13 protein-coding genes, 1 tRNA gene and 1 other RNA gene are annotated in these 25,663 nt (G+C 26.8%); 4 read left to right on the top strand and 11 right to left on the bottom strand.

From position 1 onward, the window contains the following. Nucleotides 1–16 precede the first annotated feature (16 nt). Nucleotides 17–781 (bottom strand): nickel pincer cofactor biosynthesis protein LarB, encoded by a 765-nt coding sequence (gene larB, locus ACA134_RS01210; protein WP_409200371.1) that lies wholly within the window; start codon nucleotides 779–781, stop codon nucleotides 17–19. 89 nt (nucleotides 782–870) lie between these two features. Between larB and hypF the strand changes: the two genes are divergently transcribed. Then, nucleotides 871–3,165, top strand: a complete 2,295-nt coding sequence (hypF, locus tag ACA134_RS01205) for a carbamoyltransferase HypF (protein WP_409200370.1) — start codon at nucleotides 871–873, stop codon at nucleotides 3,163–3,165. Nucleotides 3,166–3,167: 2 nt separating this feature from the next. Here hypF and ACA134_RS01200 read toward each other — a convergent pair whose 3' ends face one another. Then, entirely contained in the window at nucleotides 3,168–3,764 is a 597-nt protein-coding gene (locus ACA134_RS01200) for an ArsR/SmtB family transcription factor (RefSeq protein WP_409200369.1), read from the bottom strand. A 488-nt stretch (nucleotides 3,765–4,252) separates the two neighbouring features. Between ACA134_RS01200 and ACA134_RS01195 the strand changes: the two genes are divergently transcribed. From ACA134_RS01195 to dnaJ, 3 genes are all read left to right on the top strand, one after another. Continuing rightward, entirely contained in the window at nucleotides 4,253–4,813 is a 561-nt protein-coding gene (locus ACA134_RS01195; protein WP_409200368.1) for a nucleotide exchange factor GrpE, read from the top strand. A gap of 62 nt (nucleotides 4,814–4,875) precedes the next feature. Next, nucleotides 4,876–6,756 (top strand): molecular chaperone DnaK, encoded by a 1,881-nt coding sequence (dnaK, locus tag ACA134_RS01190; protein ID WP_409200367.1) that lies wholly within the window; start codon nucleotides 4,876–4,878, stop codon nucleotides 6,754–6,756. A 126-nt stretch (nucleotides 6,757–6,882) separates the two neighbouring features. After that, complete coding sequence (gene dnaJ, locus ACA134_RS01185; RefSeq protein ID WP_409200366.1) at nucleotides 6,883–8,028, top strand: molecular chaperone DnaJ; 1,146 nt, start codon at nucleotides 6,883–6,885, stop codon at nucleotides 8,026–8,028. A gap of 267 nt (nucleotides 8,029–8,295) precedes the next feature. On the opposite strand, the gene ACA134_RS01180 is transcribed toward dnaJ, so the two are convergent. From ACA134_RS01180 to ACA134_RS01140, 9 genes are all read right to left on the bottom strand, one after another. Next, nucleotides 8,296–10,332 carry a hypothetical protein gene (locus ACA134_RS01180; RefSeq protein ID WP_409200365.1) on the bottom strand — a complete coding sequence of 679 codons (2,037 nt, stop codon included), beginning with the start codon at nucleotides 10,330–10,332 and terminating at the stop codon, nucleotides 8,296–8,298. 252 nt (nucleotides 10,333–10,584) lie between these two features. Next, a complete protein-coding gene (locus ACA134_RS01175) occupies nucleotides 10,585–10,923 on the bottom strand; it encodes a DUF2149 domain-containing protein (RefSeq protein WP_409200364.1) in 339 nt (112 codons plus the stop codon). A gap of 15 nt (nucleotides 10,924–10,938) precedes the next feature. Further along, nucleotides 10,939–11,583 (bottom strand): MotA/TolQ/ExbB proton channel family protein, encoded by a 645-nt coding sequence (locus ACA134_RS01170; RefSeq protein WP_409200363.1) that lies wholly within the window; start codon nucleotides 11,581–11,583, stop codon nucleotides 10,939–10,941. An 18-nt stretch (nucleotides 11,584–11,601) separates the two neighbouring features. Then, a complete protein-coding gene (locus tag ACA134_RS01165) occupies nucleotides 11,602–12,312 on the bottom strand; it encodes a DUF2162 domain-containing protein (protein ID WP_409200362.1) in 711 nt (236 codons plus the stop codon). Between the two features lie 49 nt (nucleotides 12,313–12,361). Beyond that, nucleotides 12,362–16,795, bottom strand: coding sequence for a right-handed parallel beta-helix repeat-containing protein (locus ACA134_RS01160; protein WP_409200361.1), 4,434 nt, complete (start codon nucleotides 16,793–16,795; stop codon nucleotides 12,362–12,364). Between the two features lie 123 nt (nucleotides 16,796–16,918). Further along, a complete protein-coding gene (locus tag ACA134_RS01155) occupies nucleotides 16,919–21,607 on the bottom strand; it encodes a cobaltochelatase subunit CobN (protein WP_409200360.1) in 4,689 nt (1,562 codons plus the stop codon). Nucleotides 21,608–21,883: 276 nt separating this feature from the next. After that, nucleotides 21,884–24,874: a hypothetical protein gene (locus tag ACA134_RS01150; RefSeq protein ID WP_409200359.1), complete on the bottom strand. Its 2,991-nt coding sequence runs from the start codon at nucleotides 24,872–24,874 to the stop codon at nucleotides 21,884–21,886. A 390-nt stretch (nucleotides 24,875–25,264) separates the two neighbouring features. Further along, nucleotides 25,265–25,546: RNase P RNA component (gene rnpB / locus ACA134_RS01145), an RNA gene on the bottom strand. A gap of 18 nt (nucleotides 25,547–25,564) precedes the next feature. Continuing rightward, nucleotides 25,565–25,639: transfer RNA gene (locus ACA134_RS01140), tRNA-Met, on the bottom strand. Nucleotides 25,640–25,663 lie beyond the last annotated feature (24 nt).

Raw genomic sequence — 25,663 nt, 5'->3', positions numbered from 1 at the left:
TTTTTTAGAAAAATCCTTATAAGTTATTAACAATTGAAAGTGCAAAAACACCTGCACCAAAACCATTATCAATATTTACAACAGCTATTCCAGGAGCACAAGATTGAAGCATTGAATATAAAGCTGCAATTCCACCTTCTCCAACACCATAACCAACAGATGTAGGTACACCAATAACTGGAATATCAACAAGACCTGCAACAACAGAAGGTAATGCTCCTTCCATTCCAGCACATACAATAAGAACTTTAACATCTTCTTCAATCATTTTAGATATTTGAGGAAATAACCTATGAATACCAGCTACTCCAATATCATATGATGTAATTGTTTTATGACCTGACTCTTCTATAATAACTTTAGCTTCCTCACCAACAGGAATATCAGATGTGCCTGCTGTTATAATGCCGACTTTAAAGTCTTTATTTTCTACTTGCCTAAGTTTTACAATGAGAATTCTTGCTTTTTTATTAAAAATTAGTTTAAAATCTTTATCTTTTGATGAGATTTCATCTTTAATTAAATCAAACCTATTGGAATCTAGGCGAGTAATAATAAGATTATCATCATTTTTTTCAATATGTGAGTTGATAATTAAAATTATATCTTCATCAGATTTATTCTCAGCAAAAATAGCTTCTGGAAAACCAGTTCTATCTTTTCTTTTTAAATCTAATTTAATATTATCTCCTAATTCTTGGATATTTTGGGCTTTTAAAAGGGTTTCACATTGATCAAGTGTTATTTTCCCATCTAAAAGTTTTTCTAGTAAATTTCTCATCAAATCACAAATTTTAATATATAATTAATATAATAATATACTATTAATATATATTTTTAATTATTTAAAATATGGATATTTTTTAAAAAATGAAATCTATTAAAATTTTAACTGAAGGAATTGTCCAAGGAGTAGGATTTAGGCCATTTGTATATAGATTAGCTTATAAACTAGGTTTAAATGGATATGTTAGAAATTTAGGTAATGTTGTTGAGATAATCTTACAAGGAGATAATATCAAAATTGAAGATTTCATAAAAGAGCTTGAAAGTAATATTCCTCCAATAGCTAGAATAGATTCTATAAAAATAGAAGATATTGATATTGATGAATTTAATGATTTTAAAATACTTGAAAGCATGGATAAGTATTCAGGAATGTCAACAATTCCATCTGATGTGTCAATTTGTGATAATTGTCTAGAAGAATTACAAAATCCTAATGACAGAAGATATAGATATCCATTTAATGCATGTACTGATTGTGGTCCAAGATTTACATTAATTGAATCTGTTCCATATGACAGAGATAAAACTTCTATGATTGATTTTCCATTATGTGATGAATGTTTAAAAGAGTACACTAATCCTAATAATAGACGTTATCATGGTGAAGCAATTTGTTGTCCCGCATGTGGACCACAAATGGAACTTTACAATAATAAAAAAGAAAAATTAGATTTAAGTGATCCTATATCTAAATCAAGAGAGTATTTAGCTAATGGAAAAATAATAGCTATTAAAGGAATTGGTGGAACACATCTTGTTTGTGATGCTTATAATGGTGAGGCAATTACTAAATTAAGAAAAAAATTAGGAAGATTTAATCAACCTTTTGCTGTTATGAGTAAAGATATTGAAACTGTAAAAAGTTTTTCTAAAATATCTAAAAAGGAAGAGAAAACATTAGTTTCTAATAAACGACCAATAGTTGTTTTAAGCAAAGGTGAAAATTATCATTTTCCAAATTCCCTGGCACCTACATTACACAATATTGGAGTAATGCTACCCTACTCACCAATGCATTATTTATTATTTGATAATAATCTAGATACATTGGTTATGACATCAGCTAATGTGCCTGGTGAGCCGATGATGATTACAAATGAGGAAATTTTAAATCTAGATAAAATAGCTGATTATTTCCTAATTCATAATAGAAGAATAATTAATAGATGTGATGATTCTGTTATAAGATTTAGAAATGATGAGTTGGCATTTATTAGACGTTCAAGAAGTTATACACCAGAACCATATAAAATTAGTGAAAAATATTCACTTAATAACTCTAAAGTACTAGCATTAGGACCTGAACTAGATGTTACCTTTGCACTTAGAAAAGAAAACTTAATTTATCCATCTCAACACATTGGAAATACAAATAAATACAAAACATTGGAATTTTTAAAAAGTGCAATTAATCATATGATTAAAATTACTAAAATTGATGAATTTGATATTATTGCTCATGATATGCATCCTCAGTTTTTTACAACAAAATTAGCTAATGAGTTAAGTGATAAATACTCTTGTAACACATTACCAGTTCAACACCACCATGCACATGCTGCTGCACTTGCAAATGATCACAACATTGATAAATTTATAGCTATTTGCGCAGACGGAACAGGTTATGGAAGTGATGGTACAAGTTGGGGTGGAGAAGTACTTTATACTGACATTAAAACATTTAAAAGAATGGGATCACTTGCTAGTCAAAGGATGCCTGGTGGAGATAGATCTACAAAATATCCAGCACGAATGTTAGAATCTATATTATATAATAATATAGAAAGTGATGATTTAGAAAAATTAATGATTGAAAATTATAAAGATTACTTTAAACATGGTGCAAACGAAATTAAAAATGTTATAAATCAATTAGATAAAAATTTAAATGTTTCAACTACAACAAGTACAGGTAGAATATTAGATTCTATTTCTACTGCTTTAAAGATATGTGGTGAGAGAACATATGAAGGAGAATGTTCTATGAAATTAGAATCAGTTGCACATAATGCAAATGGAACTATAGAAATTCAGCCTATTATTAAAAAAGAAGATAATCGCTTAATTTTAGATACTAATGATTTAGTATATAATGTTATTAAGCTTATAGATAAAGGAGAACGTATTAAAGAAATAGCTGCAGCTAGTCAAAATACAATTAGTGATGGATTAAGTGAAATAGCTATTAAATCTGCAGATAAAGAAAAAATAGGCACTATTGGACTTACTGGTGGTGTTTTTTATAATGAAGCTATTACTGTTAGATGTGTTCAAAATATTAAAAATAGTGGCTTAAAAGTTATTCAACATAAAAATACTTGTCCAGGAGATGGATCAGTATCTCTTGGTCAAGCAATAATAGCTAGTTTAAATTAAAATTATTTTTTAGAAGTTCGCTCTAAAATATATTCTGCTCTTTCTTTAAGATTATCATATAATCTTATTTGATTTTTAAGCTCTTCAATAGCTTCCCAATGACCATTATCGATTCGTTTTTCAATGTTTAATAATTTAGACCATTCATCTCCAGAAGGTAATTGTAATTTATTTATTCCTTCAGAAATATTAATAGAAAAGCTATTTTTTGTAATAGATATATTTATGTTAACATCATGAGGCATATCATAATATTTTCTTGGTCTACCTCTAACAATTTTTTTATAAGAAGAGTGTAATATTCCAATAGCTTCCATAGCTCTTAAATGTTCTATGATAGCTTTTTGACCTATGTTTAATTCATTAGATATTTCACTTACAAATTTAGGTTCATCATTTAAAAGACTAATGATATCTCTTCTTGTTTTACAACCCATAACATCTAAAATATCTTCCATATTCATATCTGTAAATGAATCGTCAAAATCTCCTTTTATTTCTAGAGTATTATTATTTTTATAGATATTTGAATCAATATTAAAACCAAAATCATTTTTAGGGCTACTTTGATTTTTTTTATTAGTATCTATATTTTCCATATATTATCTTTTGTAAGTTCATGTTTATATAACTTTTTGTTACTATAATAAAATTTTTTTAAAAAATAAAATAAATTAAATTAAATGAATAATTTAAGATAATAATTATAATAGAAAATTATAATAAAATATAATTAATAATTAAAATCATGTAAATTATATTAACTAAAAATAATATTAAAATTAAATTATTACATTAAAACAAGCCAATATAATCATCTAATAAAAAATTTTTTAATCGAAACCTTTATATAACTTTTTGTTACTATAATAATATGAGAAAGATAACTTTTTGTTACTTTAATATTTGGTAATAATTATAAGGCTTAAATTTAGCTATTTATCAAATAATTTCCTATATGTCCATAAATTTCCCCAATTGGCCGAATATTAAAATCAAAAAGTGAAGGCTCACCGAAAATAGCTATTTATTAAGCCTTATATATTAAATTAATCTATTTTATAAAATAACCTTACAAGGTGAACAGATGACTAATGAGAAGAAAGAAAAAAACCTTGAAGAAGAATTAGAAAAGGATGATTCGTCTCAAGAAGAAAAAATTAGTGAAGAGCTATCTTCAAAAGATGAAGAAATAGCTGAACTTAAAAAGAGTCTTGAAGAAGAAAAAAAATCAAAAGAAGAATATATTTCTCATAGTCAAAGACTTCAAGCAGACTTTGAAAACTTTAAAAAACAAACTGAAAAAAGAAATAAAGAAATCATTGCTTATGCAAATGAAAAAATTATTATGGATTTTTTAGATAGTTATGAAGACCTTGAAAGAGCTTTGGAAAACTCTAAAAATGAAAAAGAGTTAAGAGAAGGTGTCGAATTAATTTATTCAAAATTACAAAATGAATTAAAGAAGGAAGGTCTTAAAAAAATTCTAGCTATTGGTGAAAAGTTTGATCCATTTAAACATGAAGCACTTTTAGCTGAGAAAAATGATGATTATGAAAATGGTGAGATTATAGAAGAACTTATGAAAGGATATACTCTCAAAGATAAAGTCATCAAATATTCTAAAGTTAAAGTCTGTAAAAAATAAGTTTAACTAAAAAATCAAATTTATAAAAAAAAAATATTAAAAATTAACTAAGGTGATAAATTATGGCAGATGATAATAATACAAAAAAAGAAAAAATAATTGGTATTGATTTAGGAACCAGTAATTCTGCAGCTGCAGTACTTATTGGAGGAAAACCTACTGTTATTCCTAGTGCAGAAGGTGCAAGTCAATATGGTAAAGCATTTCCAAGTTATGTAGCTTTTACTGATGATGGTCAAAGATTAGTTGGTGAACCAGCTAAAAGACAAGCTGTAACTAATCCAGAAAATACTATTAGTGCTATTAAAAGAAGTATGGGTACTGATACAAAAGTAAAAGTTCAAGGAAAAGAATACAGTCCACAAGAAATTTCTGCTTTTATTTTACAAAAAATTAAAAAAGATGCAGAATCATTCTTAGGAGAACCTGTAGAAAAGGCTGTTATTACTGTACCAGCATATTTTGATGATAATCAAAGAACTGCTACTAAAGATGCAGGAACAATTGCTGGATTGGATGTGGTAAGACTTGTTAATGAACCAACTGCAGCTAGTCTAGCTTATGGTATTGATAAACAAAGTGATGAAGATGTCAATATTCTTGTATTCGATTTAGGTGGAGGAACTCTTGATGTAACCATAATGGAATTTGGTGGAGGAGTATTTGAAGTAAAATCCACAAGTGGTGATACTAAACTTGGTGGAACAGATATGGATAATCTTATCTTAAAATACTTAGCTGATGAATTCCAAAAAGAAAATGGTATCAACCTTATGGATGATGATCAGGCTGTTCAAAGACTTAGAGAAGCTGCAGAAAAGGCAAAAATTGAACTTTCCACTACTTTAACTACTGAAATTAACTTACCATTTATTACTATGGGTGCAGATGGATCTCCTAAAAACTTAATTCTTAGTTTAACTAGAGCAAAATTAGAAGAATTAGTTGATCCTATAGTTAAAAAATGTGGAAACCCAATTAAACAAGCATTAGATGATGCTAAAATGGATAAAAATGGAATAGGTAAAATTATTCTTGTTGGTGGGCCAACTAGAATGCCTATTGTACAAGAATTTGTAGAAAAATATATTGGTAAACCTGTAGAACGTGGTATTGACCCTATGGAATGTGTAGCTACTGGAGCAGCAATCCAAGGTGGAGTTTTAGCTGGAGAAATTAAAGATTTAGTTTTACTTGATGTAACCCCATTATCTTTAGGTATTGAAACATTAGGTGGAGTATCAACAAAACTTATTGAAAGAAATACTACTATTCCTGCTAAAAAAAGCCAAGTTTTCTCAACAGCAGCTGATAATCAGCCATCTGTAGATATTCACGTATTACAAGGTGAACGTCCAATGGCAGCAGATAATGCTACTTTGGGAAGATTCCAATTAGTAGGAATACCACCTGCACCAAGAGGAATGCCTCAAATTGAAGTTACCTTTGATATTGATGCAAATGGTATTTTAAATGTATCTGCTAAAGATCAAGGAACAGGAAAAGAACAAAATATTACTATTACTGCTCCTAATAAGCTATCTGATGATGAAATTGATCAAAAAGTAAAAGAAGCAGAAATGCATGCTGAAGAAGATAAGAAAAAACAAGAAGAAATTGAAGTTAGAAATAATGCAGATTCTATGATTTACACTTCTGAGAAAACCTTAGAAGATTTAAAAGATAAAATATCTGATGATGAAAAAAGCAATATTGAAAACTTAGTTAAAGAATTAAGAGAAATCATTAGTGGAGATGACATTGCAGCTATTAAAGATAAAACAGAAGAACTAACAAAAGTTGTTCAAGAAGTAGGTGCAAAAATCTATCAAGAAGCAGCACAAGCACAGCAAGCTCAAGAGCAAGCACAAGGTCAAGATGCTGACAGCCAAAATAATGATGACGATACAATTGACGCAGACTACAAAGTAAAAGATGAATAGATAAAAAAATTATTATATATTTTTAATGAAAATTAGTTAATTAATAAGCTATCAGAATCAAAACATATAACTAATTATAAATTAAAAATATTAATTTATTTTTTTAAAATTGAATAAGGTGAATAAATGGCAGAAAAACGTGATTACTATGATGTCCTTGGAGTGGACAAAGGTGCTGATGAGAAAGAAATTAAAAAAGCTTACCGTGATTTAGCTATTAAATACCACCCTGATGTTAGTGATGATGAAGAGGCTTCAGACAAATTTAAAGAAATTAGTGAAGCATATGCTGTTTTATCAGATAATGATAAAAGGCAAAAGTACGATCAATTCGGACATGCTGGAATGGATGGCTTTTCTGCTGAAGACATGTATCAAAATGTAAACTTTGATGATATTTTCCAAGGCTTTGATATGGGAAATATATTCGATATGTTTGGTTTTGGAGGAGGCTTTAGTAGATCAGGTAATCAAGGCCCTCAAAGAGGTTCTGATATTTATACTGAAGTTACTGTAACTTTAGAAGAAGCATACTCTGGTATTGAAAAAGAAATAAAAATAAATGTAGATAAATTATGTCCAGTTTGTGACGGGTCAAAATCAAGACCTGGAAGTAATCCTGAAACTTGTCAAACATGTCAAGGTACGGGACAAGTAAAACAAGTAAGTAATACTATTTTAGGACAAATGATGAATGTTCGCCCATGTAGGGAGTGTGGAGGAACAGGTAAAATAATAACTGATCCATGTACAGAATGTAATGGAAAAGGAAAAGTCAGACAAACAAAAGTATTATCCATTAGTATACCTGCAGGAATTGATGATGGAGACCGCATGCGAGTTTCTGGTGAAGGTAATAGTGGAGAAGGTCCTGGTTTAAATGGAGATTTAATAGTGTCTATCCATGTTAAAAGAAATGACACATTTGAAAGAGAAGGATCTCATTTATACTTTGAAAAACAAATTAGCTTTGTTCAAGCAAGTCTTGGAGATAAGATTGATATTCCAACAGTAGATGGTAAAACATTAGAAATTGATGTTACACCTGGAACTCAAAGTGGTACAGTTGTCAAACTTAGAAATCAAGGAATGCCTAATACTAGAAACAAAATGAGAGGAAACTTATATGTTGAACTTGTTGTAGTTATTCCTCAAAAATTAAGCTCTGAACAAAAAGAACTTTTAGAAGAATTTGCTGAAATAAGTGGTGAAGAAATTCACAAATATGAAAAAGGATTCTTTGATAAAGTTAAAGATGCAATAAATTCCTAATTTTAATGGTTTAATAACCATTCTCTTTTTTATTTTTATTATAAATTTTAATAAATATTGTTTTTTAATAATTACATCTACATATATTATATTAAATATATTATTTTTTAAAAGTCTTTTATTAATATAAAAATATTAGTTGATTAAATCGTGTTTGAAAAAAAAGTATTATGTTATTTTAATCGAGAAATTAATTAAATTGATAGTAAATATTATAGTATTTGAAAAAAAATAAAAAAATAATTATTCTAAAAATAGAATAATTAATTATACAATTTTAATTGTATTAATAGTAGTTACATCTGCATAGTTAGGATCTTGTGCAATCATAAGCCAGAATTGATAAGAACCAACAGGCAAACCTATTCTTGCAGTAGCAATACCTTCCGCATTAGTTTTATATCCATATAATTGGTCAATACCATCAACTTGAACATAAATTGTAATTCCTGCAATAGGATTACCTTTATGTGTTGCTTTTATTTCAAGATTTCCATTTTTAGATATAGTATTACCATTAGGAAGTGAAATACTAGCAGGCATTTTATTAACAGTTAATTTATTTGTTTGATTAAGACCTTCATAGCTAGCTACAACAGTATAAGTACCTGGTCTTAAATTAATAGTTAAATAAGCAGTACCATTTTCATTAGTAGTTCTATTATATGAATTTCCATTAAGAGTGATTGTAACAGTTTTATTTGCAAGAGCAGTGCCATTAGAATCTACTAATTTTACAGAATATTGACCTTTTTCATTATAAACAACAGATTGGTCTTTAGTAACTAATGTAGAATTAATAGTTAAAATAAAATGTCTTGATTCATTAGTAACTGGATTGTTAACAAATGCATCATATTTTCCAGGAAGAAGACCATCAAAAGTGAAATAAGCAGTACCATTTTCACGTATAGCTCCAATAAATACTGAATCTTTTCCTAAAATACCAAGAGTTATTATTCCAGCAGGTGCAGCTTTACCAGTTCCATCTAAAATTTGAGCAACAGCATGTTCTCCACTTTCATAATATACCATGACTTTATCAACAATTACAGTTGAATTAACAAATATTTTAAAAGATTTTTCTAAACCATCAACAGGATTTTTAGCAGTTAAAATATAGCTATTAGGATCTAAATTAATATTCAAAGTAGCAATACCACTAGCATTAGTTAATCTTGTATACATTACACCATTAATATTGAAAGTAACATTTTTACCTACTATTGGAGTTCCATCACCATTAATAAATAAAGCATGGAATTGAGATCCATTCTTATAATATTTAACAAGATCTTCACCAAAAATAGTAGAAAGAACAGTGATAATATATGAATCTTCTAAACCATCAACAGGATTTTTAGCAGTTAAAATATAAGTGCCAGGTTCTAAATTAATATTCAAAGTAGCAATACCACTAGCATTAGTTTTTCTTTCATAAAAAACACCATTAATATTCATAGAAACCATTTTATCAGCAACAACAGTTCCATCACCATTAATAACTTTTACATGGAATTGACTCCCATTACGGAAAGTCTTATTTAAATCATTACCAATTAAAGTTGGGAAAACAGTTATAGTATATGAAGTGTTCAAGCCATCAATAGGATTAGTAGCAGTTAGAACATAAACCCCTGGAGCTAAATTAATATTTAAAGTAGCAATACCACTAGCATTAGTTAATCTATAATATTTTTGTCCATTAATATTAAAACTAACATTTTTACCAATAATAGCTGATCCATTAGCATAAATAGCTTTTATATAGAATTGACTACCATTACGGTAAGTTTTATTCAAATCTTCACCAATTAATGTAGGTAAAACAGTAACATTGATTGAAGTGCTAGAATTAGCATATTCATCATTTCCAGCAAATGAAATTTCAACAGGATAAAAACCAGGCTCTAAATTAATAGCCATAGATAAAGTACCATTATCATTAACAGGCCTATTATAAGTTTGACCATTAATAATAATAGTTAAATTTACACCACTAATAGGAGTACCATTAGAATCAAATAAAGTTGCTTCTAATCTACCACTATCATTATATGTTTTTTCTATATTACTTGAATTAATATAAGTTTCTTCTTTCGTATCATTAAAGACTTGATTATCTTCAGTGATAGTTTCTTCTAATTTAACATTGTTAACATCAATGTATTCATTAACTACATTTGTAGTTTCAATAGCTGCATTATCATCAAAATTTTCTATTACTGTATCTTCTGCAGAGATTCCACCAATAGAAAATAAAATTAATGAAGCTATTAATAAAATTTTAAGATAATTTTTCATTAAATTCCTCCTTTAATTAAATGAGAACAAAAAATTTATTTGAACTTACTGAGTAGGCACGCAATTATTTTATTTTAGTATTTTAATTAATCAGATATATTCAATAAAATATAGTTTTAAGCCAATATTGTATTTAAAAATTAATTCTCATTAAAAGATATTACATTAAGTTATTATTAAATATATGTTTTTTAATGAAAAATAATATTCAAATAATAAAAAAAATTAGAAAAAATTAAAAGAAGAATAGAATTATTCTTCAACCATTATAAGTTTACCTGTCGACGGGTCTTTATAAACTTTACCCATTTCAGTGTATCCTTCACCAGAACTATTAGATGTATCTGGAGTTTCATTTAATTCTTTTCCTTGATTTACTTGGGAGACTTGTTTCATTGCTTCCATTACATCTTGTTTTTCTTCTTGAGACATGTCTGAGAAGACTATACTTTGCATATTCCAACTCATAACTAAAAAAATAAGTAATCCAACAGATATTACTAACATTGCATCAACAAGGTTAGTTGTACCTGCTAAAGGATCTTGATCTTCACTTTGAGACCGCCTAGACCTACGTTGTTTCCTAACCATTTAAATCACGAAAAATTATCTATGCATAAAATCTAAAACAGAATCAGATAAAGCATCTAAAGTAGAAATATACTCTTCATACCATCTTTTACGGATTTTAGAAATTACATAAGCCAAACCACCAGCAGCAATACCAATAACAGTAGTATCAAAAGCAACAATAATAGCATCAGCTAATGCTGCAACATCACCAGTACCTAAAGCAGCAAGACCAGGACCCATAGGAATTAAAGTACCCATCAAACCCAAAGTAGGGCCAATACGAGCAATAATATCAGTTTTCTCTAAAACCTTATCAATCTTATCCTCTTCAACCTCAATTAACTTATTAGTTAAAGCTCTACGATTCTCTTCATCTAATTCAGAAGAATCAGCAATCTCATTTAAAACCTTTTTTTGAGAATTAGAAATCTTAGAATCCCCAATAATACTTTTAAGTTCATCAGTATTTTTAGATTTATTAATACTATATATAATACTCTTAATTTCCCCAACAGAAACTTTCTTTCGAGATGTATATTCTGATATTAAACCTCCTGCTAAAATTATTGAGTAAACAATTAAAACTAATAATAATAAAATAACTGGTATAATCAAACTTTGAGCAATCGCATTTAATGCACCAGATAAAAATTCCCCACCAGGGATTACAGAACTCATTAATATATCCTCCTTAAATTATTTATAAAAACTATCACTTTTTTTATTTAAAATTATTCCTACAATTAAAAGCATTACAACAAATATAATTATCATAGCTATTGATTCAAATGAAGCAATATTAATAGAGCCCATTTGTTTACTCATAGCACTAGAAATATTAGGTAATACAATAGAAGATAATAAGAAATAAATACCTAAAAATAACATGAAATTCCCAAGAATTACAGGATAAGGCTTATTTAAATGTTTTGCAATAAAATTTGATCCAAAATAAGTTATTGCAATTGTTAAAATTAAAGCTAAAGCTACATATTGACTTAATTGATATGCACCAAAACCAATAGTAGGAGCAACTAAAAGAATACTAGCAATAATTGAACCAAAACAACAAGGACAAGGAGCAACAACAGCTAAACATGTTGCAGTAGTTGTATTTTTTGAATTAACTTTCCATTCTCTAATTGTAAATACCCCAGCTATTATCATAATTAATGCCATAGCTAAAAAAAACACAACATTATAATCATAAATCCAAGTAGTTAATTGATCTGCATAAAAAGAAGCAATTTTTGCACAAATTAAAACACCTGCACCATAACCTAGACATATTAAAGCTAAATACTTTTTTGAAAGATTAGCTAAACCAGATGCTAAACCAATTTTAATTCCAAAAACTAATACTGCAGATAAAACACCTAACTGCCATAACATACTCATCATATCCATAGTATATCCCCCAATAATATTTAAAAAAAATAAAATAGCTATAAATTAGCTATTTTACAACAATAATATTTGAAGTTGAATAACCACCATAAGAAGCAGTTATAATATAATGTCCTCTGTCTAAATTAATATTTAACTTAGCTAAACCACCTGAACTAGTTGTTCTATGATATATGACTCCATTAATATTCATTGAAATATTTTTACCCACTAATTCTTTTCCATTAGTATCATATAAATAAACTCTATAATAAGAACCATCTTGGAAACTCATACTAAGATCATAACCAAGTAATGTGGGATAAACACGAATTAAATTACTTTGCTCTAAACCATCAACAGGATGATAAACAGTTATAATGTATTCACCAGGATCTAAATTAATAGATAAATAAGCTATTCCATTTGAATCAGTAGTTCTAGTATACATAACACCATTAATATTCATACGAACATTAGTATTAGTTATAGCTTTTCCTTGCCTATCAAGGACTTTAACACCGTATTTTTCTGCTCCTCCAACCATTTTAGTTAAATCGCTTCCATTTAAAGTAGATAAAACAACGATATTATTAGAATGAACTTCTTCAGTAACTAGGTTTTTAGCAGTTATTACATATTTATTTGGACTTAAATTAATTGATAATTTAGCAATACCATTAGAATCCGTAGTTCTAGTATACATTACACCATTAATGTTAAATTCAACATCAGTATTTTTTAAAAGCTTTCCTAACTTATCATAAACAGTGATATAATATTGACTATCATTTTTGTAATATTTAGTTAAATCACTAGCAACTAAAGTACTTTGGATTTTAACAATATTACTAATTGTTAAAGCAGTATAATCCTTATCACCTAAAAATTTAACAGTAACAAGATATTCTTTTGCATCTAAATTTAAAGCAATACTTGCTTGGCCTTTAGAATCTGTTTGTCTTACATAATCAACACCATTAATAGAAATGGTTACATCTCTACCAACAAATGGATTTTTATTACTATCAAGTAAAGTTACAACATATCTAGATCCATCTTTATAATACATTGTAATATTATCTCCAGAAAGATAAACAGGCTTAGCTTTACCTAATGATAAAGTAGCATTTTTAAAATTGCCTTCATAATCATCATTTCCAGTAGTTTTAGCAGAAATTGAATAATTACCATAAGTCAAACTACTTGGCATTTTCCAGCTAAGAGTAGCTATCCCATAAGTTCCAGTAGTTCCTCTGCCAATATATCTATTACCATCTCTATAGAACTCTACAACAATACCTGGAACAGGATTATTAAATCTATCATAAACTGTAGCTTTTAATGTTATAGTATTTCCAGGTAAACTTGAAATATCCTCGAAAATTATAATTAAATTTTCTTTAGTAATAGTTAAGGTCGAAGCAACTTTTTCTGATTTATAATCATCTTCAGAAATTTCTGCATAAATATTATGTAGACCTACTGCAAAAGCATCAGTTAATTTATAAGTAAACTTAGCTACACCATTAACAGATTTTGTTTCCCCTATTAAAACATTACCAATATAAAATTTAACTTTAGAATCTCCACCATCAGATAAAGTAACTGTGAAAATAGCTGTATCTTTATAAATAGCTACAATCGGATTAAATTTAATATTTGAGAAATATTTAGCATAATTATCATGAACTTCATTATTAGCTATTACACTTACAGATGCATCTCCTATTTTATCAGATGATTTAAGATAATTATAAGTTATTACATTGTTTTTACTAGTGTTTATAGCTATTACAGAATAATTTCCTAAAGTAGTAATAGAATTATTTTGAATTAAATTATTATCAGAAATTAATAATATAATACCAGAATTTCCTTGTTTTATTACATCATAATTAATATAATTTAAAATTTCATTTGAATTACCTAATGCAGAGACATTATTATTAATAATATTATTATTTGATGCCCTATATCCTGCAATACCATATACATATTTTCCCATACCATATAATTCATTATTTTCAATCAAATTATCATCAGATAAATACATTTCAATAATATAATTAATATCTGCTGAAGTTTTGACACTATTGTTAATAATAATTGATTTATCAGAATCTTCTAAAGTTATACCATATGCAAAACGTTTTGTATTTACATTTATACTATTTCCCATAATTATAGTATTTATAGAGTTATATCCTGCAATGAAACCTGTTCCAAAACTATATCCTTCAATATTAACATTATTATAAGCAAAAGTATTATTTTTTGAATATTTTTCTTGACCAGAATTAGTTTCTGCACCAATAACTCCCATACCATAAATATAATTGTCTTTAGCATTAATTGTAATATTGTTATATTCAATTATATTATCAGAACAGTCAAAATAAAAATCAATACCTGCAATTGAATTTGATGAATTAGCATAAGCTTCATCTAATAAAGATGAAATTTGTAAATTATTTTCAGCTATATAATTACCAGATGATTCAATAGCTAAAATACCATATGTTTTTAAAATTTCATTTACATTAATACCTTCACCAATAGATATTCCTTTTTGATAAGAATATTTTTCACCAGTACCAATAGTAATAATTTCATTATTTACAATATTTGCATTAAAAGAAGAATACATTAGTATTGTATAAGTTAAATTTCCACCAGAAGATTTTAATTTATTATTATGAATATTTAAATCACCTGAATCTAAAATAAAAATTGAATATGCAGCAGTTTTATCCTTAATATCAATATTATTATTTTTAATAACTATTTTATTAGATTCTTTAATAAGAATGCCCCACTGATTATCTGCATTATGATCATTATTTACAATATTTAAATTTTCTATTAAAACACCATTAACTGAAAGTACTTTAATAGTAGAATTATAAAAATTAGGGTTAGATCCAGTTAATTTTAGTCCGATATTAATTTTTATTAATTTATTATAAAAATCACCAACAAAAATTAAAATATCTCCTTTTTTCAAAGCATATATGATATTTCCATTATCATCAAAGAAATTTTTGAAATTAGTAGGGGTGATAGTATATGTAGTTCCATTAAAAACTAAATCTCCTGAAGGATCAACAAGTCCATCTGGAGAAATAATTTTTTTACCTCCTACATTATTATTTGAAATAATATAAGAATTATTATCTGCTTGAGAAGCATCAATAGCTATTTCATTTTCAGTTATTACAATATTATCAATTATTTTAATATTATTTGGATAAATTCTATTAGATTGTTTTTTTATTAATATTCCGATAGCTGAAGCAGAATTAATAGTATTATTTCTAACAATTAAACCTGAATAACCTCCAGAGCTTGAACCTCCAATTTGATAGATTCCTACATTTTGAGATTTTACTTTATTATTATATATTTCTATATTATTACCTTCAGCTCTAATTCCAAAAGAATCTCCTAAAACTTCAATATCATTATTATAAACTTTAGAATTAGACCCTACAGAAATTCCAGAACCAACTAGATTTGAATTAATGATAATATTATTTGCAACAGTTGAATTTGTAGCTAAAATAATACCATGATCTCCTCCAACTAATTCATTAGTAGAAAATTCTATTCCAGTCAAATTAATTAAAGTATTTCCAATTGCAGAATTATTAGTACCTGATCCTGAAATCCCCCTATAAGTTCCAATAACAGTATTTTCCTCAGCAAGATTATAAGAACCCATCATTTGAATAGCATAATTCCATGAAGTGGGAATTAAATAACAACTAATAGTATTATTATAAATATGATTATAATTAGATAATCCTCCTAAAAAGTTACTTGATCCATATACAGATAAATAAATTGCATTAGAATCTCCACTTTCAATAATATTGTTTGCAATGTAATTATTATGAGAATCTCCTAAAATAATATTAGCATGATATTTACCTTCAGATGTTTTAGCAGTAATTAAATGGTTTGAAATTACTTTATTATTATTTGCTTGCATATCTAAAATTATTGGGAAAGCTCCCACACCATTTACACTAATTGTACAATCAGAAATAATACAATTTGTAGCACTTTGCAATAATATTCCATAGCTTGATACAAGTGAATTTTGAATATTAATATTAGAAATATTAGAATATGATCCACCTGCAACTACAATGATTTTTGAATTTTTTAGTTGAGCATTAATACCATTTATATTTAATGCTTTGTTAATTTTAAAAGTTAAACCTGTAAAATCTCCATTTAAATTAAGAGTATCTCCATTTTTTACCTGACTTGAATCTTTAATACCATTTCCATCAAAATAATCATTGAAATTATTTGAATTTATTTCATATGTATTTAATACGTTATTATCAACTATCTCTTCTTCAATTGATAATTGATTAAAATCTAAGTTATTTTCTTGAGTTTCTAAATAAGTTTCATTATCAGTAGCACTAATTCCACTAATAGCTAAACTTACAATAAAAAACAAGAGAATTAAAAATTTAATAGCTTTCATAGTTTTTTCTCCAATTTTTAAAGTAAAATAAAAAAATTATTTTATAAAACAACTATGTAAATTCAATTATATAATAATTTCTATAAAGTGAAGTTGAAAAAAAAATAAAAATAGAAATAAAGATTAAAATTCATTATCTTTATTTCTTAAATATCCAATAGCAAATACAATTATTAAAACAATTATAGCTGCAATGAAATAAATAGGCATTGAAGATTCTACACTAGCACTACTTTTAGAACTAGTTTTAGAAATTTCATATGCATCACCACTTTCTGAAGAATCTGAGCTTTCAGAATTATCTTTTGAACTTTTTTGAGAATCACTTCCTGAAGTAGAAGATGAAATAGATGGAGATTTATCATTACCATATTCTCCTACAGATCCTTCAGAATCTGTATTTGGTGATGGTTCATCAGTGGAAGTTCCATTTGAATCAGTATTTTGGGTTTCTGGGTTTGTAGTAGTAGAATTGTAAATTGGATCTTTTAAAGTAACTGCTTGTATAATATCTGAAAAGTCTTGTTTTATTTTATCTGAAAGAGTACTAGAAACTACTATTTTATTCATTAAATTCAAATTACCACAAGTATGGTGACAACATGCTATTCCATATTCATTAACTATTTCTATGAATTTATTTACTAAATTTTCAAGCATTTGAGGATCTGCATTATAATACCCTCTTTCGATTGCATGAATCATAATAGCTATACTAGATTGCAAACCATATGCTTGTGAATCAGATCTGATATTTGAAGATTGTTCTAAAAGAACATTCGCCATTTGATCATAAAGATTAGTATTGATAGTTGATTCCCCAGTAGTTTCTTGATGAAGAATTTCATATTTCCACCATTCCTCAAACATACTATAATATTTTAAAGTACCTCCAGGACTACTAAGCATAGCTTCAATAAATTTAGGATTTAAAACATTAGTTCTTATCTCTAATTGTAATTCAGCAATAACATCCCTCATCTTAAAGTTATTTAGATTTCTACTATCTCCAATCATAGTATATGGATCTGCGCCTAATTCTTTAGCTACTGCCCACATAGTATAAAACCAATCAACATAATCATCAGTATCAAGAAGTCTCCATGTACTATCCATATTTTGACTAATAACATCTACTTTACCCAAAAGATAAGAATAATCATCTCTTTTTTGAGTTATTATAATATTACCTTTTTCATCTATAGACCATGAATAAGAAACTCTGGTTAAATATATATCTGCTAAAACTGCAGTAAGATCATCTAAATCTTGCCAATTATTAGGATTTGATAAGAAATCACTTCCACCAGTACCTTCAAGAATATTACCTGGTAGACCAAATAATCTATCAAGAGAAGGATTTTCTGCATAATGTTTTTTAACAAAATTTACTGAAGAATCTTCATCAGGTGTATTATAGAAAACAATATTAACAGCATTAACCATTAATTTAATCCAATATGAATTACTAGTAACAATACTAGCATAAACATCAATTCTTGGACGGTTTAAAACTGTACCATTAGATAAAGTTATGGTTAAATCTTCAAGAGGGATTAATTTTACACCAGTAACAGTACCACTCCTACTCCAAATAGGTTCAACACCCAATAAGTATAAAAATTCACCAATTCCCATTCCATTAGTACGGAGAATTTCTGTACCCCATAAAACTAAACCAAATAGTTCTGGGCATTTACCTTCTTCTTCATAATAAGCTGCAATTTTTAAATCCATCATTTCTTTAGCTGATTCATATGCAATTTTAGTAGGCATTTTACTGGAATCTTCCACATAACCATTAGTTCCAGTTGGAAGAGAATTTCCATAAGAAGGATCAGCAAATAATCCTGCAAAAACATAACCTCCAGATAATGCTGAGATTAGGGATTTCCATTCCATATTACTTTGAATTCCAATAATTACATCAACACATTCCAATAAATCATCATATAATTCAGAATCATTTTCAATACCATATTTTTTAGCTAAATCATTACAAGAAGCAGTATTATAAACGAGTTCTTCAATAAATTTATACAACCAAGCCTTAATTTCAACGACTTCTCCTTCATATTTACGATTTGTAATTATATTTTTATAAAAATCTAAATCAGCAAGTTCAGGGAATAAAAAAGCTGTAAGTCTATTATATATTTCTGTTTTAGATGATACAATTGTTATTACTTCTTGGATTAATTCTTCACCAGATAACACATATCCTAAAGAATGCATACCCAATACATTTAAATCATTTTCCATTAATTCCAAATAGTCATGTAGTTCCTCAGCCCAGTTATCAAAAGATTCATAATTAGAATCAAAACCTAATGAAATTGCAAATTCTATAACTGCTTTTTGAGCATTTTCAATTTGTTGAGTAACATTATTTTTTACTGCATTTTCATATTGAAGAATCGCATCTTTTAACTTAACATAATCCCCATATAACTCAGATTCAACAATAGCAGGAGTCATATGAGTGATAATTAAACTTCCCAATCTATCTTTTGCAACCATTCCTTCACCAGGATTAGATACAATATATGGATAAATAGTTGGATTTAAAGTTAAAGCAAAAGACCAATCATCTTCTTGAAGACCAATAGAACGCCCTGGCAAAAATTCCAGTGTTCCATGAGTTCCTAAATTAATTATTGCATCTGTATTTAATACTTCATCTAACCATTTATAAAATGTAACATATTGTTGATGAGGAGGCATTTCCAAATCATGATAATTTGAAACCTCTTCCCAACCTCTACTAGGTTGAAATGTTATAAAAATATTTCCAAAGAAAATTCCAGGAATAACAATATATTCACCATTGTATACCATTATTTTTCCAAGTTCATTTTCACTTCCATTCCAATAATCATACATTTGTTGATATAGTCTATAATCTAATGAATCAATAACCAATTCTTGATATTTTTCAGAATTGATAAGTTGCCCGTTATTCATTAATGTATCAAAATACTTTTCTACATATTCATTTAAAAGTCCTTGAGCCCAAGTCCCTTTATTACCAAATTCAGCAACAATAGTGTAAATTTCATTAGCATTAGGAATCTCTTCTTTAGACATACCAATATCATATCCTTCATCATATAATACTTCTAATATATCATGTATACTTTCAAAAACATCTAAAAATGAAGCACCAATTTCATTTTTCCCTGGAGGATAATTATAAAGAACAATAGAAACAATTTTATCATCATTATCTTTTTCTTTAAGATTAGCCCATCCCAATGTCATTTTAACAAGTTTATCAACACCAGATTGAATAATTTGCTCGACACCATTTGAATCAACATAAGAAACAACAATTGAACCAAAAATACTTTCAAAACTAGGAATTGTAACAGCATAAATCCATTCCATTTGAGGGCCAAGTTCATTATTATAGCTGGTTTCTGAAATTTGGTTAACAGCATTTAATATAGATAAATCTAATTCTGATAAAGTATCAGTAGCTCCACCATTACCTAAATTAGAATAATCCAAAGACCAACTTACTAATGAATTTACAGCTGAAAATCCATATTTGGAAGCATTATTAACTCCTGCTAATATTTTTGCAAGAGAAAGTTTTGGATCAGGAACACTTTGAAATACATTTATAGCTGCTCTATTTTCTGATTCATAAGCTCTGATTAAAGCATCTACAAGAGGACCACCTGCATAATAGCTAGCTATTGCAATATAAGGTGTATTAAAAGAAAATTTTTTAAAATATTCTTTTTCAAAAAGCTCAGTTAAATATTCGGGACTTGAAAACTCTTGAGCCCACAACGAATATTCTTCTACCATCCAATTAAGACTACCATTGCCATCAGCGTCATATCCTGGATTAGAAATAATCCACTTATTAATTAATTCTGGTTCTGGTTGAGCTAATATAGTACCAATATCTGGATGATATAAACCAAATGAAGCTACAAAAAGAGGAGTTCTAGAAGAATCTAAAGTAGGATTCTTATATTTATTAGGATTTATTAAATAAAACATATAATCCAAATAATTTTTCATATTTTCTTCCATAACACTAATATCTGGAGTATCTTGTGCTTGAAAATAAGACCCAATATAAGTATTTTCTAATGTATTAGGAGTATTATTAAAAACCGAACCTCCTATAAAATTTAATCCAAGAGATTTTATAATTGTATCGCCATATACTCCAAAAGTATAAGCTATTTTATAGTTATCATTTGCAGGACTATTTTTAATAGGTCCCAAATCTATACTATCAGTTTTACTATCAATATACATATCTAAATGAACATAATTTGCAAATTCTAATAGCCAATCTTTTTCTTTTTCATAAACATCAGTGTGAATATAAGCTACACGCCTACTTAATCCCATTAGAGCATCAATTTTTTCTTGATGACCAATAGTCATAACCAATATTATATCTGGATAAAAAGTGTGAGTTAACACTTTATTTGAATTTAAATTAACATTAAAAGATTTTATCTCATATGTAAGATATGAAATATCAACTCGATAATTGCCATTATTTAAGTTATTAGATATTATTTGACCTTTCTTATCAGTTAAATCTGAAAATACTAAATTATTTTGAGAATCAAAAATTTCTACTTTAGCATTTGAAATTGAAAATCCATCTTCAACCCATGTATTTAATGATTCGTTATAAGAATCTTTAACATTAACTGTGATTGAACTAGTATCAGATGCAAATATAGTATCAGAAGATGCTAAAGATAAATCTTCATTAGATAAAGCATTGTCATTAATAATTAAATCATGGTTAACAATATTTTCATTATCATTTGCCATTACATTTCCAGTTACAATTAAAACTATTGAAAAAAACAGAACTATGGATAATAGTTTATTAGTTTTAATATTTTCACCTCCATTATAATTAATAATAAAATCATAGTGCAAAAATACTTTATAAAAATTAAAGTTTCTTTTACTATATATAATATTAAATACAGCATAATATATAAAATATAAAGGTTGTATGAAAATAAAAAAAGAAATTAATACTTATAAAAATCTTTTAAAAAAAAATAAAAAAAATTCTTCTAAAAAATAGAAGAAAAAAATTTAAGCATTTACAGTAACTATGTTTGATGTTTCGTATCCTTTATACATTATTGTTGCAATATATGTATTTGGATCTAAATTAATGTTTAATTTAACTATTCCGTCTGAACCAGTGGTTCTTTCATACATTACTCCATTAATGTTAATTGTAACATTAACATTATTTACTGGTTTTCCTTGACCATCTAAAACATGAATATCATAAGTATCATTTGTACCGAATTTTTTAGTTAAATCATCTGCAAAAACAGTAGGACGAACTTCAATATTATTACCTAATTTTAAACCAGTAACAGGATGTTCAGCAGTAATAGTATAATTACCTGGATCCAAATTAATATTCAACCAAGCAGTACCATTAACATCAGTAGTACGATTATAGAAAACACCATTAATATTCAAAGAAACATTACGACCAACAATAGGATTACCTAATTTATCATAAACAGTCACACCATACTTACTACCATTACGATAAAACATAACAAGATCCTCACTTTCTAAAGTAGGTAAAACCTTAATAACATTACCAATTTCTAAACCACTAATAGGATGTATAGCAGTAATAGTATAAGTACCTGGATCCAAATTAATATTCAACCAAGCAGTACCATTAACATCAGTAGTACGATCATAAAAAACACCATTAATATTCAAAGAAACATTACAACCAACAATAGGATTACCCTCACCATCAATAACACTCACACCATACTTACTACCATTACAATAAAACAAAGTAACATTATCTGCAAAAACAGTAGAAAGAACAGTTACATTATAAGTCATAGATACATTATCAGCAAGATTAGTAATTTTAAGAGCATAATTGCCAGGTGCTAAATTAATACTGAATTTTAAAGAACCATTTTCATCAGCAGTACGATTATAACTTACACCATTAATAACAATAGTAACATTAGCATATGCTAAAGGAGTACCATCACTACCAACTATTGTAGCTTCAAATTGAGTACCATTCTTATAATATTTTTTAACATCTGATCCATTAATAGTTGGTAATACAGTAATAGTATTAGTTATATTAGAAGAAGTATAGTTAGCAGTACCATTAAATAATACTGTAACTTCATAAGTTCCTACATCTTTACTAATTGTTAAATAAGCTTTACCTTCATCATTAGTAATAGCAGTAGTAATTTGACCATCAAATATAAAAGTTATAGTTTTATTAGCCAATATATTACCATTTTCATCAATTAAAGTAACAACATATTGAGTATCATTTTTATATAAAATTGAAATGTCAGACCCATTTAATGAGGTATTTAAACTATAAAAATTATTTTCAATTAAATTAGTTGTATTATTACCTTTAACACTATTATCTCCCATTAATGAATTACTACGCAAATCATTAAAAGTAACATTATTATCTTTAATAGTTGACCCATTTAATATTACAACAGAATATTCTGCATTAGTTCTTACATAATTATCAAAAATAACATTATTTTTAATATTTTCATCATTTTTTTGCCCTATTTGAATACCAGTACTGTTTTCATTAGATCCTAGAGAATAGATAATATTATTATTAAATTCATTATTCCATGTACCTGCAAAAATTTCAATACCTCTTGTAGTATTTCCACTTGTATTAATAAAATTATCATGGAATTTAGAATTTCTAGGACCATAATTTTGAATTCCAACTGCATAATTACTAATAGCAGTTATATAATTATTATAAAAATCATTATAATATGTAGGGCCATTGCCATCATTTTCAAAATAAGCACCATATGTAAAATTATCAGCAATTACAGTAATTTGGTTATTAAAGATGTTTGTATATTCAGTTAATGAAGAAATAGTAAATCCATTTGAATGATGTCCAGAAATAGTATAAAATTCATTGTTAGAAATAGTAGTATTAATATTTTTATAATAATCAAAATTATTCATATCAAAATATCCAGCTACTTTCAATCCATAAACATACTTTGTACCATTTGATACAATACTATTTGAATCAATTAAAGTATTATTAGAAGAATCGATTAAAATATTTTCAATTGTTCCTAAGTTTTCTGGAGTTAATCCATTAGATCCCATGTATAAATTATTATTTGAAATAGCAGTATTATCATTTCTATAAATATGCATTCCTACAGAAAAAATCTCATAATCTGGCCAAAAAGACCAATCTATATTTTTCTCAGATGCTAAAGTAGTTATATTATTAGAATCAATGAAAATATTTTCAGAATTACTAACCACAACAGAAAATGTTTTAATTTCTCCATAAACATTAATATTGTTTTTTGAAATTGTTAAATTAGAAACTTTATCTGCTGTAATTGCATTTGTATAGGAGACATTTCCAGAAAGAACTTCAATAACATTGTTTAAAATTTCAATATTACTAGAAGATTCTATATAAATGCCATTTATTTCTAAAGAATCATTTTTAATTGAATAAATATTATTATTCTTAATTGTAATATTATTTGCATTACTTAAACTTATAGGAATTCCTGAACTAACATTAAAAATACAATTATTTACATCTATATTAGAAACATCTTCAATAATTAAAGAATAATCTCCTTTTTCATTGAAAATATTTAAATTATTAATAATTGTTCCATCACTTCCTGAGACTAAATAGATGCTTATATTATTTAAAACATTATCTTTTATAGAATTAACAGTTAAAGACTTATTAATAACAAAATGTTTATTAGAAACATTATTTACATTAATAATATCTCCATCAACAATAGTAGAATTTGCTAAAAATTCCCCAGTTGTTATATTAAAGTATTCTTCATAATTTTCATCAGTTATTTCATATTCAGTTGAACTTAGAGTATCATAAGATATAATTTCATCATATGCAATCTCATAATCGTCCAAATTTAAATTATTATCATTAACATCTTCAATTATTGTATCTTCAGCATTGACCGCACCAATAGCTAAAACTAATATTAAAGATATTAATATTATCTTTTTAAAATTCAAATTTTTCACCTCTTTTTTAAAAATTTAGATTAATATTTAAAAATGCAATTATAGTAGAAAAAAATTAAATTACATTTTATAATTAATATTTTAGAATTATAAGTTAATAAAGTTTATGTGTATAAATATAAAGTTTACTTTAATATTATTATTATAAAAATACAAAGCTATGAAAATAAATTTATATGAATTTGGAGTTAAATCATAATCAATAAAAAGAAAAATAAGAAATAATCAACGCAATTTTATAATTCTAAAGAAAAAACTAGATTAAAAGATTAAATTGGAATTATTAAAATAAATAAAAAAATTTTAAAAAAATAAGTTTTTTAGTCAATTTATATATTGATAGTTAAGAAAAAAAAGAATTTATTAAAAATAAATTTTATAGCATGTCAAAAATAACCCACCTTCTGTTTAACAGCATTCATCTTAGCGAACTACCTTGTCTCAAACAGGGGTCATCAACAAATTTGTTCTTGCATCCTATGGATTGGCCGTTTCACCGATCCTTTTAATATCCTCAATTAAATATCATCGTCAACTATTAAAAGACGTGTCGTTTCTGCTCCAGAGTCATACTTCTCAGTATATGTCTTTAAACATCATAGTCTGTAATGATGGGCGGAGTTTCCTTAGTTAAAAAATAACCAGCAGCTGTCTTTGACTTGCTATAAAATTAGTAAAAAGTAGCAGGGCCTAGATTTGAACTAGGGATCTCGGGGTTATGAGCCCCGCGGGATCACCAGACTACCCCACCCTGCTATACAAATAAAAAATATAACTATT

Source organism: Methanobrevibacter sp. DSM 116169 (genome assembly GCF_046197865.1).
Lineage (GTDB): Archaea > Methanobacteriota > Methanobacteria > Methanobacteriales > Methanobacteriaceae > JAHKLT01.
The sequence above is the reverse complement of the archived record's forward strand: the minus strand, read 5'-3'. Positions and strand labels throughout refer to the sequence as shown.